The sequence below is a fragment of the Vitiosangium sp. GDMCC 1.1324 genome, assembly GCF_003044305.1.
Lineage (GTDB): Bacteria > Myxococcota > Myxococcia > Myxococcales > Myxococcaceae > Archangium.
In genome coordinates this window covers 415107-431257 of record NZ_PZOX01000002.1, presented here as the reverse complement: position 1 = coordinate 431257, position 16151 = coordinate 415107, and the positions used below count along the sequence as shown (strand labels likewise).

The window sequence follows — 16151 nt, the reverse complement described above, 5'->3', positions numbered from 1 at the left end:
CGGGTGCCTACGGGGAGTTGGCGGCGGTTGGGTTGCCGGCCTTGATCCAGTTGGCGAGCGCGAGCGCTTCGTTCGTGGAGAGGCGCCCGGTGTAGCTGGGCATCATCGAGCCGGGGCGGACCTTCTGCATGTCGAGGATGGACATGGCGATGACCTCCGCTGGCTTGCCGCGGACGGCTTCGAGGGCGGGAGCGAAGGCGCTGCCCGGGCCATGGCAGTTACGGCAGCCCAGGCTGACGAAGAGCTCCTCGGGAGGCCGGGCCTCCTTGGCCGAGACTGCGGCCGTGTTGGGGGCGGAGGGCGCCTTCTCCTGCTTGTCCGAGCAGGCGGAGAGGGCGAGGGTCATCGACAGGAGCGCGGTGCGCGCCAGGGGGGTAGACATGCCGGAGAACATTGTCACGGTTTGAGCCACGCCAGGGCACGCGTCTTCTCATCCCCTTCGATGAGCTGCTCGGCGCAGGGGCCCGAGTGGTCCTGCAACACCCCATCGACCCAGACGAGCGTCCGCCGGCCGGTGGGGCGCTCGGGCTCGGCGGGGCAGGCGAGGAGCCGCTGGACGAACTCCTTCTGAGCGGGGTCCTCACGGGGCTGGAGGTGGTTCACCTCCAGGGAGAGGGAGCGCGGGTAGCCGGCGGTGATGAACACGCCCTTGAGCCCGTTGTTCATGATGGGCACGCCGACCGGGAGCGAGTGGGGGATGTTGACGGCGACGATGGACGAGGCCTGCTTGGGAAGGGACAGCGCTCGCGCGGACTCCAGGGTGCGCCGGATGGTCTCTCCCGAGGTCTTCCATTCTCCCTGGGCGCGGGCCAGGTAGCGGGAGCCGGCGAAGGCGTAGACCATCAACAGCAGGGAGGCCACGGGCCGCTGCCACGTCTTCGAGCGGAACACCTCGTCCAGGCTGATGGCCAGTCCGAAGGTGAGGCCCAGCATGGGGAGGAACAGGTACTGATCTCCATTGTTCGTCCGGGCGAAGATGCTGGTGGGGAGCGCGGCCACGACGACCCAGGCGGCCGTCACCCACCACCATCGGCGCGTCCGCGTCCAGAGCGCCAGCGCGGCCACCGCCAGCAGCACGAGCGCGGCGCAGCCCAGATGGAGCGCGGACATGTCCCTGAGGGCCAGGGGCCGGGCGAACGGCAGCACCAGGTTGATGCAGGTGCGGGCGAGCGCCAGGACGGACTGGAGGAGGGAGCTGAAGCCGTAGATGCCATGCTCATCGTTCGTCTGCAGGCGCCCGGCGCGGAAGACCCACAGGAACGACCCATAGAGCGCGAGGAGGGGCAGGAAGCCCAGGTAGGGCCGCCAGAACGCGGGAGCGAGCACCACCTTCCGGGACAGGCCCTGGCGCCAGCAGTCGAGGATGACGAGGAGCGCGGGCAGGACGATGGCGGGCTCCTTGAAGCCCAGGCCCACCATGAAGGCGAGGAGTGACACGCCATACCCGAGCCGTGAGCCGCGCACCCGGAACAGGGTCCATCCGATGAGGGCCGTCAACACCGCGCAGGCCGCCGCGATGTCCTGAGAGGCCGCGAACCAGAACAGGACGCGCTGGTTGCGCGGGTAGAGCGCCGCGAACACGCAGGCCGACAGCGCACCCGCGAAGCCCACTCCCTGCAACCGCAGGAAGGTGAAGAGCAGGGCGAGGCACGTGAAGAAGCCGGAGATGACCAGGAAACGGTAGGGCGCGGGCTCGAGGCCGAGCAGCTCCGGGAGCACCCGGAACAGGGTGTTGCGCAGGGGGCGGTAGAGGTGGTCCTGGGAGAAGTACCAGGGCTGGAGACGGTCCTCCACGAGGTGGACGAAGTCATCGGCCACGAAGCCCAGGTCCAGCAGCGAGGCGAGCAGGGGCAGAAGGAGCGCCAACGCCACGCCCGCGGCGAGCAGGGGCCAGACATGTTTTCGGAGTGAGGCGCCGAGCATGAGGGGGGCGACTCTACTTTCGGGGCTCGGGTGAGCGGCAAGCTTCACACGCACCCCGGGTGCTCCGAGTGTGCGTTCGCTGGCGGGGCGGGCGGCCGAGCGCAACCTCCTGGAGCGCGGGTGCTGGCCGCGTGGTAGGGAGGGCCGCGCATCGGAGGAGAGACCCGGATGAAGCGCGAGGACATCGTCACGCTGGACAAGCGGCACGTGTGGCACCCGTACACCGCGATGGACGAGTACATCGCGAGGACGAACCCCCTGGTGGTGGTCCGCGCCGAGGGGCCCTACCTCTACGACGCGGACGGTACTCGCTACCTGGACGCCAACGGCTCGTGGTGGGTGTCCACGCTGGGGCACCGGCACCCGCGGCTGGTGCGCGCGCTCACCGAGCAGGCCGGCGCCCTGCCGCACACCTCGCTCGCGGGCGTGACGCACGAGCCGGCGGCGAGGCTGGCCCGGGAGCTGGTCGCGATGGCCCCGGGCGCCGAGCGGGCGGATCTCGCGGAGGGAGAGCGGCTCTCGCGCGTCTTCTACACGGACAACGGGAGCACGGCGGTGGAGGTCGCCATCAAGATGGTGGCGCAGTACTGGGCACAGAACGGCCGCCGCCAGCGCACTCGCTTCATCACGCTCTCGGGGGCCTTCCACGGCGAGACGATCGGCTCCACCAGCGTGGGCGGGGTGGAGGTGTTCCGCGACATCTTCGGGCCGCTGCTCTTCGACGTGGTGCACGTACCATCTCCCGCGGACCCCGAGGGCTGGGAGCGCGCCTTCGCACAGGTGGAGGCCACGCTGCGCGAGCACCCGGATGAGATCGCCGCCGTCATCCTCGAGCCCGTGATTCAGGGCGCGGCGGGCATGCACATGTACTCGCCCGAGTTCGTCCGTGCGGTGCGCGAGGCCACGCGGGCGGTGGACACCTTCCTCATCGCCGACGAGGTCTTCACGGGGATGGGCCGCACGGGAGCGCGCTTCGCGTGCGACCTGGCCGGAGTGGTGCCGGACCTGCTGTGCCTGGCGAAGGCGCTGTCCGGAGGGCTGATGCCCTTCGCTGTCACTCTGGCCACCGAGCGCATCTTCGCGGGATTCGGCGGCGGCTCCGAGCGGGCGCTGTACTACGGACACTCGTACTGCGGGAACCCACTGGGCGCGGCGGTGGCGCGCGAGGTACTCGCGGTGTACCGGGACGAGGACGTGCTGGGGCAGGTGGCGCGCAAGGCGCCGAAGGTGAAGGCCGCCTTCGAGCACATGGCCCGCACGATTCCCGGGGTGACGCGGCCGAGGGCCGTCGGCATGGTGGGCGCGGTGGACCTGGGCAGTGGCGGCTACCTGGCGCGAGGAGGCTGGCGCGTGTACGAGGCGGCGAGGCGGCGCGGGCTGTACCTGCGCCCCATGGGGGACACGGTGTACATCGCCCCCGCGCTCAACATTCCGGATGCCGCGCTGGACGAACTGCTCGCGGGTGTGGAGGCCAGCCTTCGCGAGGTGGCGGCCGCCCGGCCCTGAGTTCTTCCCGACTGGTCCGATGGTCGGACCAGTCCGACGCTTTCGACCCCGGAGTCCCCATGTCCCGTTTCGCGCTGCTCCTGCTCGCCATGCCGGTGCTCGGCTGTGCCGCGAGCCCTTCCGTCCAACGGACCGATTCGCCACCCGCCACCGTCGCCGCCACCACCACGACAGGCATCGCGTCGCGTGCCGAGCTCGAGTCGCTGACCATCCCGCCGCTGCCCGACTGGGTCGACAAGTACGCGGGCCCGAACGAGGAGGAGCGCCGCTTCTTCAACATCAGCCGCTTGATGGAGCGGTTCCAGCTCACGCGGGCCCAGGCCGTCGAGCTGCAGAACCACTACCGGGACCAGCTCCGCTCCAAGCCGGCTCCCGAGCTGGTGGCCGCATTCAACATCGCGCTCGAGCGCGTCCGCCGGGGTGACTTCGAGAGCCGCCTGCAGACCGAGAAGCTCGGCAAGGCCCGCTTCATCGCCGTGTTCGATCTCGACGAGACGCTCTACGACCAGTACTACCCCGCGCAGGTGGGCGAGGGCTGCCACGATGTCGCCGTCCCGCTTCAGAGCGGAGTGCGGTACCTGAAGCTCACCCCTGGCTGGAAGCAGGCCTTCGAGCGCATCCAGGCGCTCGGCGGCGCGGTGGTTCTCTTCTCCGCCAACGTGGACACGACCACCCTCGAGAACCTCGCGCAGTGGAAGCTCGACGGGGTCGCCCTCACCGAGCACCCGGCGATCGCGGGCATCCTGACCAACAGCCACCTCATCCTGCAGGAGAAGTCCGAGGGCGTGGCCGACCCCAAGAAGGGCAACCCCGTGCGCGAGCCGTCCAAGGACCTGCGCGTCTTCGACGAGTCGCTGCGCCGTGTCGTCATCGTCGATGACAACCCCACGCGCCTCTTCCAGATGCGCAACGCCCGCATCCTCAAGAAGTTCGAGGCCGACCACTACTGCACCACCCGCGACCCGGCGCTGCGCCGTGCCTTCGACCAGGCCCTGCCCACCGTCGTGCAGGAGCTGGAGGACTCGGTCCGCTACCAGGAAGCGCACGGCGGCGATTTCGTGGATGCCTTCCTGCCCTACACCTCGCTCGGGCAGGTCACCGTGCGGTTCCTCGTCGACAGCGGCGGCTTCGACTCCGCGGGGGCCATCGACTACGTCCGCCACAATCCCCAGGTCGTCGATCCCCGCTACTGAGCCGCTCGCGCCCGGGCAGCACCCCACCTGCTGCTATTGCCGGGTGGGGAAGTCTCCCTGGAGCGCGATGATGAAGCTCGGACCGGGACCGGAGGGGTGTGGCACCCGCTCCCTCAAGTCCGGCAGCGCGAAGGTGGTCATCCCATCGCCTCCGTAGGTAGTACCCAGGACGGAGAAGAGGGCCGAGTGCCGTGAAATGGACATCAGCCGGCCGTCGCACAGCGCCCATCCCCGGGGCTCGAAGCCGCCGGCGAACATACGTATCTCACCAATAAGGGGGTCTGACATGGCTGCGTTCTCAGGACTTCCTGGACCCGACAGGACCATGTCCGCCGGACAGACGGAGCGAACGGGTTCACGCCAAAGGTGTGAATGGCTTCACAGCCCCCGTTTCCCCGGCGTCTTCCGGCCGGAGCGCAATGGTGTTCGCCCCGGAACGTAGTTCATGCAGACTGGGACCTCTCACCCCAGCGCAAGCGCGGAGGGCGCGATGGGCCTGTGTACCTGGATTGTCTTCGGTTTTTTCGCGGGGTTGATTGCCCGCGCTGTCATGCCCGGCCGGCAGGGCATGGGTCTCATCTCCACCACCCTGCTGGGCGTCGCCGGGTCGTTCATGGGCGGCTTCCTCGCCTCGGTGCTCCGGGGCGGCAACTGGCACGTGCTGCAGCCCAGCGGCTTCATCGGTGCCATCGTGGGCGCCATCGCGCTGCTCGCCATCGGACGGATGATGTCCGACCGCCGTTAGGCGGGTCTCCCGGGTAGGGCATGGGCCTTCTCAGTCGCTGGGAAGCCCACCGCAGAATCCGATAGGCACACAGCCCGCCATGGTGTAGGCTGCATGTGTCAGCCGTGTGTCATCAGTCAGACTTATGGGCGCCGTGAAGTGGCGCTCATTGTCTTGCGGGCCAGGGACTGGCGTTCCGCCTTGTTTTTGCCGTATGTGCGCCCGCGAATGCTGGGTGGGGCTGGCGTGTTCCACCCCTGCAGCCAGCGCCCGCGGGAGAACCCCTCCAAGGCACATCCGCGGTCGCACCCGGTTGCGGAAGACTGCGCGCGTCCTCGGGATGCAAAACCCCTCCAAGGTCGAACCCCGAGGACGCGCGCAGCCGCAGTTTCCCACCTGAGCGGTCAGATGCAAGCGCCGGGTGATGGAAACGCAACCCTTGGCCGCCTGGTGCTCCAGGAGGACGTCCCGTCTCCTCTGATGGAAGGGTAGTTTCCGGGCTTTCCCGATCCCGCGACAGGACCTATGCGGGTACGCGAGGAGGCCCATGGGCTCGGTGACGTTGGTGCTGGTGGCGTGGGTGTTGGCGGGGACTCCGGAGGCGGAGGCGCTCCCGGGCGGCTTCCCCGGCACGTTCGTGGCGAAGACCCTCACCCTGCGAAGTGAGACGTACAATTATTCCGTGTACCTGCCACCGGGTTACCGCAGGGGACTGGCCTGGCCGGTCATCCTGTCGCTGCACGGCGCGGACTCGCGAGGCACGGATGGGCTGCGGCCGAGGACGCAGAGCCTGGCGGGGGCGGCCCGGGCGCACCCCGAGCGCTACCCGGCCGTGCTGGTGCTGCCCCAGTGCCCTCCCGAGCGGGAGTGGAGCGGGGAGGTGGCCGACTTCGCGCTCGCGGCCCTGGAGCGCACCCTCGCGGAATACGGCGGTGACCCGGCGCGGGTGTACCTGACGGGCCAGTCCATGGGAGCTCGGGGTGCGGTGCAGCTGGCCGCGCGCTACCCGGAGCGCTTCGCCGCGCTGGTGGCCGTGTCCGGGCGCTACCCGGACCGCTCGGTGGTGGAGAAGCTCAAGGGCCTGCCCCTGTGGATGTGGCATGGGGACGCCGATCCGGTGGCTCCCGTCTCCGAGAGTCGCACCCTGCTGGAGCTGCTCAAGTCCGCGGGCAGTCACTCCGTGCGCTATACCGAGCTGCCCGGCCTGGGCCATGAGCTCTCGGACACGGTGTACCTCGACGAGGCGGTGAGTACCTGGCTCTTCGCGCAGCGGCGCGGGAAGTAGGGCACGGCGTCGGCGTGTATCTGCCACCAGGTCGGATTCGTTGGTCCAGTCGGAGGATGGGGTTACGGTGGACGTCGAGCCATGTACCTGACGCGATTCGTCATCGAGAACATCCGCGCCATCCAGAAACTGGAGTGGGAGGTTCCCCTCAAGAGCGCGCCGGGGTGGCACGTCATCCTGGGGGACAACGGGTCCGGGAAGTCCTCGGTACTGCGCTCCATCGCGCTGGGGTTCGTGGGGCCCTTCGCATCCGGTGCACTCCGGCAGGATTGGTCGCGATGGCTGCGGAGCGACAAGCCGGGAGTGATTCGGCTGCAGTTGATGCTGGATCCGAGGGTCGACGGAACGCTCGGAAAGACAGCTCGGGGGGCTGCGAGGCAGGAGCTCTGCCTGATGCTGCGCCCTGGATTGGGAGCCCAGCCAATGGCGCTCCCCAGCGCGGGGGAGAAGATAACCCCGAGGAGTATGTTCCATGCGTGGAATGCGAGAACCGGCTGGTTCTCGGCCTCGTATGGTCCCTTCCGGCGCTTCACCGGTGGCGATGAGGACTACGACAAGCTCTTCTCCACGGATCCGCGGCTTGCCCGGCATCTCTCTGTTTTCGATGAGAGCGTCGCCCTGACAGAGGGACTGCGGTGGCTTCAGCAATTACAATTCAAAAAGCTCGAGGGGGACGCGGAGGGGCACCTGCTCGACCCGCTGAAGGAGTTCATCAATCAGCCGGGGTTCCTGCCGCATCAGGCGCGATTGGAGAAGATTACCTCGCGCGAAGTGCTCTTTGTGGACGGCAATGGTTATCGCATTCCCGTGGAGGAGCTGAGCGATGGTTATCGCTCCATCCTGAGCATGACCTTCGAGCTCATCCGGCAGCTCGCGGCCACCTACGGACCCAAGCGTGTGTTCCATCCGAAGGACCCCACGAAGGTGGATGTGCCGGGCGTGGTGCTCATCGACGAGGTGGATGCGCACCTGCATCCGACCTGGCAGCGCAAGGTGGGGCTCTGGTTTCGCGAGCACTTCCCCAGGATGCAGTTCATCGTCACCACCCACAGTCCCCTGGTCTGTCAGGCCGCGGAGGTGGGGACGGTGTGGCGGCTTCCCCGGCCCGGTACGGATGAAGAGGCACGGCAGGTGACGGGCCTGGAACTCGACCGGCTCATTTTCGGCAACGTGCTCGATGCCTACGGTACGGGGCTGTTCGGCGAAGACGTCTCGCGCTCGGAGCGCTCGAAACAGCGACTTCGGCGGCTGGCGGAGCTGAATCTGAAGGAGACACGCCGAGGGCTGAGTGCGGCTGAGCGCAAGGAGCAGACTTCCCTCCGTGCGAGCCTGCCCACCTCGTCCATGGCGGTCCATGATTCGGACGTGTGAGGCCCCGAGTGATTCGGTTGCCCGACATTCCGTTGTCCACCGCAGTGCTGCATCAGCTCGAACGTTGGCAGGCCGAGGTGGATGCACATTCGAGGTTCGCCGACCGGGTTGAAGCCGCGCAGCGAAGCTTCGAGCATCGCAACAAGCCAGGGAACAGGACCTTCGCCGAAGTGCGGAGCGCGCTGACGGTGATGTGCTCGGGCGCCCAGCGCTGTGGGTATTGCGAAGATTCGGCGGCCGACGAGGTCGAGCACATCTGGCCCAAGGACCTCTACCCCGAGCGGGTCTTCGCCTGGCGCAACTACCTGTATGCCTGTGGTTCCTGCAATGGGCCCAAGAACAACCGTTTCGCTGTCTTCCCTCGGGGAACACGCAAGCCCGTGGAGGTCAGCAGGCCGCGAGGGACTCCTGTCCGACCTCCGCCCCAAGGCTCTCCGGCGCTCATCGATCCGCGTCATGAAGACCCGATGGCGTTTCTGATGCTCGAACTTCAGGACACCTTCTACTTCGAGCCCATTGCCCACAAGGGGACGAAGAACCATGCGCGAGCCGACTACACGCTGCGGCTCCTCCGGCTCAATTCGCGCGAGCACCTCCGCCAGGCGCGTGAGAACGCCTTCATTGGATATCGCGCTCTTCTCCGCGAATACGTCTCGCTGCGGGAGCAGAGTGTCTCCCATGATGCATTGAGTCGATGCATCCATGCCATCCAGAGAGCGCCACACTTCACGGTGTGGAAGGAGATGCAGAGGCAACATCGGCAGCATCCCGAGCTTCGAGGCTTGTTCCGAAAGGCACCGGAGGCACTGGGCTGGTAGTTCCGGAGCCTGGGCTGGCTCTCGCCTTCCGGCTATGACTGCGCGCCATGAGCCCTGACGCCACCCGACTCCTGGACCTGTTGTGGGAGCGCTACGCCGCCGAGGTGCCCTATGCGCGCACCTTCGCCCAGCTCTCCGGCGGCAGCTTCCGCAATGACCACATCGCGCTGCGTTCCCTCGCCCGGCCTGGAGGAGGCATCTCGCTCTTCTCCCGCGTCTTCGAGCGCTTCGGCTGGAAGCCCGCGGGCCAGTACACCTTCCCGGATACCCACCTCTCCGCCATCCACATGTCCCACCCGGCGGGGCTGCCTCGCGTCTTCATCTCCGAGCTCCACGCCGACAAGCTCTCTGCCGAGGCCCAGCGCATCCTTTCCTCGCTTCCGGCGGATCCTCCGGCCCCTGACTCCGTCCCGGCGCTCGCCGACTGGTTCTGTGCTCCGCCCCTGCCCGAGGAGCCGGCGCTGCTCGCCCTGGAGAAGGAGTCCCAGTACGGCGCGTGGCTGCTCGCCTTCGGCCGCAAGGTGAACCACTTCACCGGCTCCGTGGACGACGTGGAGGTGTGGCAGCGCCGCATGCTCGAGGCTGGTGTGCCCATGAAGGCCGACATCGAGGGAGACCCTGGCAGCCCCCTGCGCCAGACGGCCACCCGCGCCGCCCCCCTCACCATCGAGCTGAAGGACGGACGCACGCGCAGCTGGCCCTACGCGTACTTCGAGATCGCCCAGCGCGCTCCCGGCTTCGATGGCTTCCTCGGCCCCCAGGCTCGCGCCCTCTTCGACATGACGAAGCGCCCGGGCGCCTAGAACTTCTCCATCGCGGGGCGCAGATCCATCTCCTGCGTCCACGCCGAGGGCTCCTGGCGGTGGAGCTGCCAGTACGTCTCCGCGATGGCGTCCGGCGACAGCATCGTCGACGCCTCGCGCCCCGGCACCATGCTCCTCACCCGCGCCGTGTCGATCATCCCATCGATGACCACGTGGGCCACGTGGATGCCTCGCGGTCCCAGCTCCCGTGCCAGCGATTGGGCCAGCGCCCTCAGCCCGAACTTGCCCACCGCGAACCCCGCGAACCGCGCTCCGCCTCGCAGTGACGCCGTGGCTCCCGTGAACAGCAGCGTGCCCCGCCCTCGCTCCAGCATCGCCGGCACCACCTCGCGCGCCATGAGGAAGCCGCCCAGGCAGCCAATCCTCCACGAGGACTCGAACTGCTCCGGCGTCAGCTCCTGGATGCCCCCCATCGCGTACGCCCCCGCGTTGTAGATACAGACCTCCGGCGCGCCGAGCTCCTCGCGCAGCCGGGCGAAGGCTGACTTCAGTGAGGCCTCGTCCGTCGCGTCCGCCGCGTAGCTGGCCGCGCGTCCTCCTGCCTTCTCAATCTCCTGCTGCACCTGGCGCAGGTTCGATTCGCTCCGGGCGAACAGGCCCACCGCGTATCCCTCCCGGGCGAAGCGACGCGCCAGCGCCGCTCCCAGGCCCGGACCTGCTCCCACCACTGCCGCTACCTTCGGTGTCTCCATATGGGCCCGTGGCGTAACGGGCGCGGGGGCTCCTCGCCATCGGTCGTGAGTGCCTTTGTCCGGACGTGGATGCTCTCGCCGGGAGGCCGTCCCGGAGGGCGGGGGAGCGTCACGGGCTTGCCGTCACTCATGGGATTATGCTCATCATATGAAGGCGGAAGGCCCATTCCCTCTGAGTCTTATGGGGCTGGAGGGGATGACATGATGGACATACGCCTTTCAGGAGGAGCACCATGGGCGAGGAGAACATCGGGCAGCGTACGAGGACCGTGACGTGGAGGAACCCGGAGGAGGGATTGTCCGCGGCCCGGGAGCGCAGCGGGCTGGAGTACCTGCGAGGCATCTTCTCGGGGGAGATCCCCGGGCCGCCCATCGCGGCGTTGATGGGCTTCGAGCCCGTGGAGGTGCAGGAGGGCCGGGCCGTCTTCGCCGTCCAGCCAGGGGAGTACCACTACAACCCCATCGGGATGGTGCACGGCGGGCTGGCGGCGACGGTGATGGACTCGGCGCTGGGGTGCGCGGTGCACACGGTGCTGCCCGCGGGCGCGGGCTACACCACGCTGGAGCTGCACGTGAACTACGTGCGCGCCATCACCCGGGACACGGGCCGGCTGACGTGCACGGGAGAGGTCATCCACGTGGGCGGGCGCGTGGCGACGGCGCAGGCCCGGCTGACGGATGCTGCGGGGAAGCTGTACGCGCACGGGACGACGACGTGCATGATCTTCCGGCCCTCCTCGGGGAGCCGGGAAGGATAGGAGCGGCACCGCGATGCGGTACGGACCGGAGCACAAGCAGGCCACCCACGCCCGCATCCTCGAGGCCGCGGGCAAGCTCTTCCGCAAGGAGGGCTTCGGCGGCGCGAGCGTGGAGCGGGTCATGCGCGCGGCCGGTCTGACGGTGGGCGGCTTCTATTCGCATTTCACCTCGAAGGAGACGCTGCTCGGCGAGACGCTCCGGGCCGTGTTGGCCGAGCAGCGGGAGCGATGGCTCGGTGGACTCGAGGAGTTGAAGGGCGCGGAGTGGTTGAGCCATTTCGTCCGGCGCTACCTGAGCCGCCAGCACCGGGACGACCTCGCGGTGGGCTGTCCGGTGCCGGCGTTGCTCTCGGACCTCACACGGGCGCCGCCCGAGACACAGGCCGTTCTCGTGGAGGAGCTGGAACTCCTGCTGCGAGAGACGGAGGCTCGGCTGGCGGCGGAGAAGGGCGTGACAGCCCGGCAGCGGGCCCTCGCGACAATTGCGCTGTGCTTCGGGGCGCTGACGCTCGCGCGGGCCACGGCCTCCCAGCCACTGTCCGATGAGCTGCTCCTGGCGGCACGGGCCTTCCTCCTGTCCGGAGCCCAGGAGCCGGCCCGCCGCTCCCGCTAGGGTGGGTGTGCGTGCATTGGGGGCGCGCGCCTCGTGCTACCGCCACCGATCGCTCCCAGGGTTCCCGCGCCACCACGCCAGTCAGGGTCCGTCCGGCCGGGCCCTCCTTGCGCTTCGCCCACGCGTGCTCAACACACCTTGGAGGCCCGTGCCTCCTGTCCGTGTGCCGGGCGGGGGCCGACTCGCGGTCCCAAAGGAGGGCCCAGCCGCTTGCCCCCAACCGTCCACACCGCTTCCGGTGAGCCGGGGCCGCCGAGGAGCGAGCCGTACCCGGATGAGGTGTTCGGGCTGCGCAGCAGACTCGCCCTGCTGATGTTGGAGCAGGCGGATGGGGGCGCGCTCGCCGGTCTGGACGTGGCGGGCCGCATCCTCCTCTGGAGCCCCGGGGCGGGGCAGCTCACCGGTCATGCGAAGGTCGACCTCCTCGGAGAGCCGCTCTCCACCCTCTACCTGCCCGAGGAACACTCGCAGTCGGAGCGGGACCTGCGCCGGGCCGAGCGGGACGGCCGCGCCGAGGTCGAGCGCTGGTTCGTGCGGCGCGATGGTTCCCGCGTCCTGGTGCGGCAGGTGCTCGCCGCGCTGCACGACGCGGACGGCTCTCGGGTGGGGTTCTCCTGCTCCCTGCGTCCCATCGAGGAGCAGGGCGGCATTGCCCTGCTGCGTCACCTGGGCGAGCTCATCCTCTCCTCCGCGGACGAGGGCATCTGCGGCCTGGACACCGAGGGCCGCGCCACCTTCGTCAATCCGGCCGCGTCGCGCATGCTGGGGTGGGCGCCGGAGGAGCTCATCGGCCAGGTGCAACATGAGGTCATCCACCACTCGTACCCGGATGGCACGCCCATGCCCTCTTCCGAGTGCCAGATGTACGCCGCGCTCCGGGATGGCCAGGTCCACCACTCGGCGAGCGAGGTGTTCTGGCGGCGCGACGGCAGCTGTTTCCCGGTGGAGTACCGCAGCAGCCCCGTGCGGGAGGGCGGGCGCATCATCGGCGTGGTCGTCACCTTCTCCGACATCACCGAGCGGCTGCGCGCTGGCGAGCGCGAGCGCCAGCTCCTGCGTGAGCAGGCCGCACGCGCCCAGGCCGAGGAGGTGGAACGGCGTGTGCGAGGGATGCTGGAGAGCATCACCGACGCCTTCGTCGCCCTGGACCGCGCGTGGCGCTACACCTACGTCAACCGCCGGGCCGAGGAGCTCTCACGCCACTCCCGCGAGGACATGCTCGGGCGGACTCCCCTGGAGGTGTTCCCCCGCTTCACGGGCTCGCGTTCGGATCAGAACTTCCGCAAGGCCTTCGCCGAGCAGCAGGTCGTGCGCTTCGAGGAGCATGACCCCTCGAAGGACACCTGGGTGGAGATGAACGTCTACCCCTCCGAGGAGGGGCTCGCCATCTACTTCCGGGACATCACCGAGCGCAAACGCACCGAGGAGCGGCTGCGCCTCTTCGAGTCCATCGTGGTGCACGCCTACGATGGGGTGATCATCCTCGAGCCCCAGCGGGTGGATGGGCACCTCACCCGGCGCATCCTCTACGCCAACGAGGCCTTCTCGCGGATGACGGGCTACAGCCTCCAGGAACTGCAGATGTTGGAGACGATGGTGCTGACGGGGCCGGCGACGGATCCGGCGGCCGTCGAGTGCGTGCGTGACGCCCTGAGACGCCAGGAGCCCATCCGCATCGAGCTGCTCGCCTACCGCAAGGACGGCTCCACCCTCTGGACGGAGAACTCCCTGGTCCCCGTGAAGGACGAGGAGGGAGATCTGACGCATTGGGTGGGGGTGTCGCGCGAGGTGACCGAGCGCAAGCGCGTGGAGGAGGCGGCGCTGCGGCTCGTCCGGGAGGAGGCTGCGCGCACCGCGGCCGAGGCGGCGCATGCGCGCATCGAGGCCATCCTGGAGAGCATCACCGATGCCTTCTTCGCCCTGGACCGCGAGCAGTGCTTCACCTTCGTCAACCGCCGCGCGGCCGAGGTGCTGGGGCGCACCCAGGAGCAGCTCCTGGGTCAACCCCTGGAGGGACTGTTGCCGGAGGAGGCGTGGGCCGGGCTGGCCAGGGGGGTACGCCAGGTGCTGGAGGGACATGGGGCCTCCGAGTGCGAGCTGTACCTCGCTCCGCTCTCGGCCTGGTTCGAGTGCCACGCCAGTCCTTCGGGGGATGGGGTCTCCGTCTACCTGCGCGAGGTGACGGCGCGAAAGCGGGCGGAGGAGGCGCGCCGCCGGCTCAGCTCCATCATCGAGGCCACCCCGGACTTCGTGGGCAGCACGGACGCCCAGGGACGGGGCCTCTACCTCAACCGCTCCGGCCGGCACATGGTGGGACTGGCGGAGGAACAGGACGCCAGCGCGTGGAACATCGCCTCGGCCCACCCGACCTGGGCCGCGAGGCGCCTGCTGGCCGAGGGCGTGCCCACCGCGCTGCGCGAGGGCGTGTGGGCCGGAGAGACGGCACTGCTCACTCCGGATGGGCGCGAGCTGCCCGTGTCGCAGGTGCTGCTCGCCCACCGGGGGCCGGAAGGGCAGTTGGCGATGCTCTCCACCATCATCCGCGACATCTCGGACCGCAAACGCGCCGAGGAGTCGCAGCTGTTCCTCTCCGAGAGCAGCCGGGTGCTGGTGGACGCGCTGGAGTACGAGGCCACGCTGCACAGCCTCGCCCGGCTGGTGGTGCCTCGCTTGGCGGACTCCTGCATCGTGGCCATGCAGGAGGGGGACTCGGTGAGCCAGGTGGCCATCGCTTCTCGTGACCCCACCCGGGAGCCGGTGTTGCGCGAGGTCGGCCGCACGAAGCTCAATCCCCACACGGTCGTGGGCGTGCCCAGTGTGCTGCGCACCGGCGAGCCCGAGCTCGTCTCCGAGGTGACGGATGCCTGGCTGCGCGCCGCCTCCGAGGACGAGGAGCACTTCGTCCGATACCGCGAGCTGTCGCCGGACTCGTTGATGATCGTCCCGCTGGTGGCGCGTGGACGGACGCTGGGGGTCCTCGTCTTCGTCTCCACCCGGGAGTCGGGCCGGCACTATGGCCCGGCGGACCTCTCGCTCGCCGAGGGACTGGCCGCTCGCGCCGCCCTCACCATCGACAACGCGCGGCTCTACAAGGAGTCCCAGCAGACCGCGCACGCCCGCGACGAGGTGCTCGCCATCGTCTCGCATGACCTGCGCAACCCCCTCAACGTCATCTCCCTGGGAGCGGCCTTCCTGCTCAAACACCTGCCCCAGGGCCCGGAGGCCGCGTCATGGCGCAAGCAGGCGGACCTCATCCGGCGCTCGGCGGACCGGGCTGTTCTCCTCATCCAGGACTTGCTGGAGGTGGCGAAGCTCGAGGCGGGGCGGGTGGCGGTGGAGCGCAACCCCGAGGACGTGGGCGGGCTGATGGACGAGGTGGTCGAGCTGCACAGGCCGCTGGCGGAGGCTCGGGGATTGCGGCTGGAGCTCGAGGTGGAGATGGCGGTGCCGCCGGTGCTGGCGGACCGGAGCCGGGTGCTGCAGGTGTTCTCCAACCTCATCGGCAACGCGGTGCGCTACACGCCCGCCGGGGGGCGCATCACCGTGCGGGCCCGGCGCGAGGGACAGCTGGTGCGCTTCTTCGTGAGCGACACGGGCAAGGGTATCGAGCCGGAGTTCCTGCCCCACCTCTTCGAGCGCTACTGGCAGGCGAAGGGCTCGAGGGAGGGCGCGGGGCTGGGACTGACCATCGCCAAGGGCATCGTCGAGGCCCACGGCGGGCGCGTCCAGGTGGAGAGCGAGCTCGGAAAGGGCAGTACCTTCTCCTTCACCCTGCTGGTGGCTGGGGCGCCAGCTTCGCGGTGAGGACATGGTCGCGCCAGCGGCCGTCGATGAGGACGAGCTCCCGCGCGAGGCCCTCGACGGAGAAGCCCACGCGGCGCAGCACGGCGGCGCTCCGGTGGTTCTCCGGCAGGTGGTTGGCCTGGATGCGGTGCAGGCCCAGGGGGCCGAAGGCGTAGTCGCACACGGCGAGCACGGCCTCGCTCATCAGCCCCTGGCCCTGGTGGCGGAAGTCGAGCCCGAAGCCCATCTCGCAAGACTGGAGGGGCCCTCGGCGGATGTCGGTGAGGGACACGCTGCCGAGCACCGGAGCGAAGGGAAGCGGGGACTCGCGCGGCAGCAGGAAGAGGCGCAGGGCCAAGCCGCGCCGCCAGTCCTCGGCGTCCTGGGACAGCCGCGAGCGCCACCAGGTGACGGTGAAGAAGTTGTCGGGGCGCGCGGGCGAGACGGGGCCGAGGTGCTCCCGGTTGGCCTCGTGGTAGGCCAGCACGCGCGCGGCGCCCTCCGGAGGCAGCAGGGCCAGGTTCAGACGCGAGGTGGTGAGCAGGACCGGTGGGGTGTCCGAGGGCATGACGTGCGGCCCGGAAGCTAGCGCGTCCAGGGGCTCGAACGGGCGCCGGGATGTCGTGGGTCGACGGGACCGGGCCGCTCCCGTTGACTGGTG

At 69.2% G+C, this 16151-nt stretch carries 15 protein-coding genes; 10 read left to right on the top strand and 5 right to left on the bottom strand.

What is annotated here, in order from left to right:
- Positions 1–7: 7 nt before the first annotated feature.
- Positions 8–382 (bottom strand): cytochrome c, encoded by a 375-nt coding sequence (locus tag DAT35_RS06250; RefSeq protein ID WP_158501572.1) that lies wholly within the window; start codon positions 380–382, stop codon positions 8–10.
- Positions 383–396: 14 nt separating this feature from the next.
- Complete coding sequence (locus DAT35_RS06245) at positions 397–1923, bottom strand: hypothetical protein (protein ID WP_108065967.1); 1527 nt, start codon at positions 1921–1923, stop codon at positions 397–399.
- A 168-nt stretch (positions 1924–2091) separates the two neighbouring features.
- Between DAT35_RS06245 and bioA the strand changes: the two genes are divergently transcribed.
- Together bioA and DAT35_RS06235 are read left to right on the top strand one after the other, a co-directional pair.
- Positions 2092–3429, top strand: a complete 1338-nt coding sequence (gene bioA, locus DAT35_RS06240) for an adenosylmethionine--8-amino-7-oxononanoate transaminase (RefSeq protein WP_108065966.1) — start codon at positions 2092–2094, stop codon at positions 3427–3429.
- A 59-nt stretch (positions 3430–3488) separates the two neighbouring features.
- On the top strand, positions 3489–4622 hold the full coding sequence (locus DAT35_RS06235; protein WP_108065965.1) for an NIF family HAD-type phosphatase: 1134 nt from the start codon (positions 3489–3491) through the stop codon (positions 4620–4622).
- Positions 4623–4655: 33 nt separating this feature from the next.
- Here DAT35_RS06235 and DAT35_RS06230 read toward each other — a convergent pair whose 3' ends face one another.
- Entirely contained in the window at positions 4656–4910 is a 255-nt protein-coding gene (locus tag DAT35_RS06230; protein WP_108065964.1) for a phage tail protein, read from the bottom strand.
- Between the two features lie 202 nt (positions 4911–5112).
- Between DAT35_RS06230 and DAT35_RS06225 the strand changes: the two genes are divergently transcribed.
- The 5 genes from DAT35_RS06225 to DAT35_RS06205 all read left to right on the top strand — a co-directional run bounded on the left by DAT35_RS06225 (position 5113) and on the right by DAT35_RS06205 (position 9623).
- Positions 5113–5367, top strand: a complete 255-nt coding sequence (locus tag DAT35_RS06225) for a GlsB/YeaQ/YmgE family stress response membrane protein (RefSeq protein WP_108066427.1) — start codon at positions 5113–5115, stop codon at positions 5365–5367.
- Positions 5368–5893: 526 nt separating this feature from the next.
- Positions 5894–6631 carry an alpha/beta fold hydrolase gene (locus DAT35_RS06220; RefSeq protein WP_108065963.1) on the top strand — a complete coding sequence of 246 codons (738 nt, stop codon included), beginning with the start codon at positions 5894–5896 and terminating at the stop codon, positions 6629–6631.
- Positions 6632–6712: 81 nt separating this feature from the next.
- Entirely contained in the window at positions 6713–8002 is a 1290-nt protein-coding gene (locus tag DAT35_RS06215; protein ID WP_108065962.1) for an AAA family ATPase, read from the top strand.
- A gap of 8 nt (positions 8003–8010) precedes the next feature.
- Positions 8011–8820: a hypothetical protein gene (locus DAT35_RS06210; protein WP_108065961.1), complete on the top strand. Its 810-nt coding sequence runs from the start codon at positions 8011–8013 to the stop codon at positions 8818–8820.
- A gap of 47 nt (positions 8821–8867) precedes the next feature.
- A complete protein-coding gene (locus DAT35_RS06205; protein ID WP_108065960.1) occupies positions 8868–9623 on the top strand; it encodes a DUF1338 domain-containing protein in 756 nt (251 codons plus the stop codon).
- On the opposite strand, the gene DAT35_RS06200 is transcribed toward DAT35_RS06205, so the two are convergent.
- Positions 9620–10336, bottom strand: coding sequence for an SDR family NAD(P)-dependent oxidoreductase (locus tag DAT35_RS06200; RefSeq protein ID WP_108065959.1), 717 nt, complete (start codon positions 10334–10336; stop codon positions 9620–9622). The two genes, DAT35_RS06205 and DAT35_RS06200, sit on opposite strands and share 4 nt — an antisense overlap.
- A gap of 233 nt (positions 10337–10569) precedes the next feature.
- Here DAT35_RS06200 and DAT35_RS06195 point away from each other — a divergent pair, with 233 nt between their 5' ends.
- The 3 genes from DAT35_RS06195 to DAT35_RS06185 all read left to right on the top strand — a co-directional run bounded on the left by DAT35_RS06195 (position 10570) and on the right by DAT35_RS06185 (position 15511).
- Complete coding sequence (locus DAT35_RS06195; protein WP_108065958.1) at positions 10570–11094, top strand: PaaI family thioesterase; 525 nt, start codon at positions 10570–10572, stop codon at positions 11092–11094.
- Between the two features lie 13 nt (positions 11095–11107).
- On the top strand, positions 11108–11707 hold the full coding sequence (locus tag DAT35_RS06190; RefSeq protein ID WP_108065957.1) for a TetR/AcrR family transcriptional regulator: 600 nt from the start codon (positions 11108–11110) through the stop codon (positions 11705–11707).
- Positions 11708–11917: 210 nt separating this feature from the next.
- Positions 11918–15511 (top strand): PAS domain S-box protein, encoded by a 3594-nt coding sequence (locus DAT35_RS06185; protein WP_146209589.1) that lies wholly within the window; start codon positions 11918–11920, stop codon positions 15509–15511.
- On the opposite strand, the gene DAT35_RS06180 is transcribed toward DAT35_RS06185, so the two are convergent.
- Positions 15474–16058 (bottom strand): GNAT family N-acetyltransferase, encoded by a 585-nt coding sequence (locus DAT35_RS06180; protein WP_108065955.1) that lies wholly within the window; start codon positions 16056–16058, stop codon positions 15474–15476. The genes DAT35_RS06185 and DAT35_RS06180 overlap by 38 nt on opposite strands.
- Positions 16059–16151: the final 93 nt, after the last annotated feature.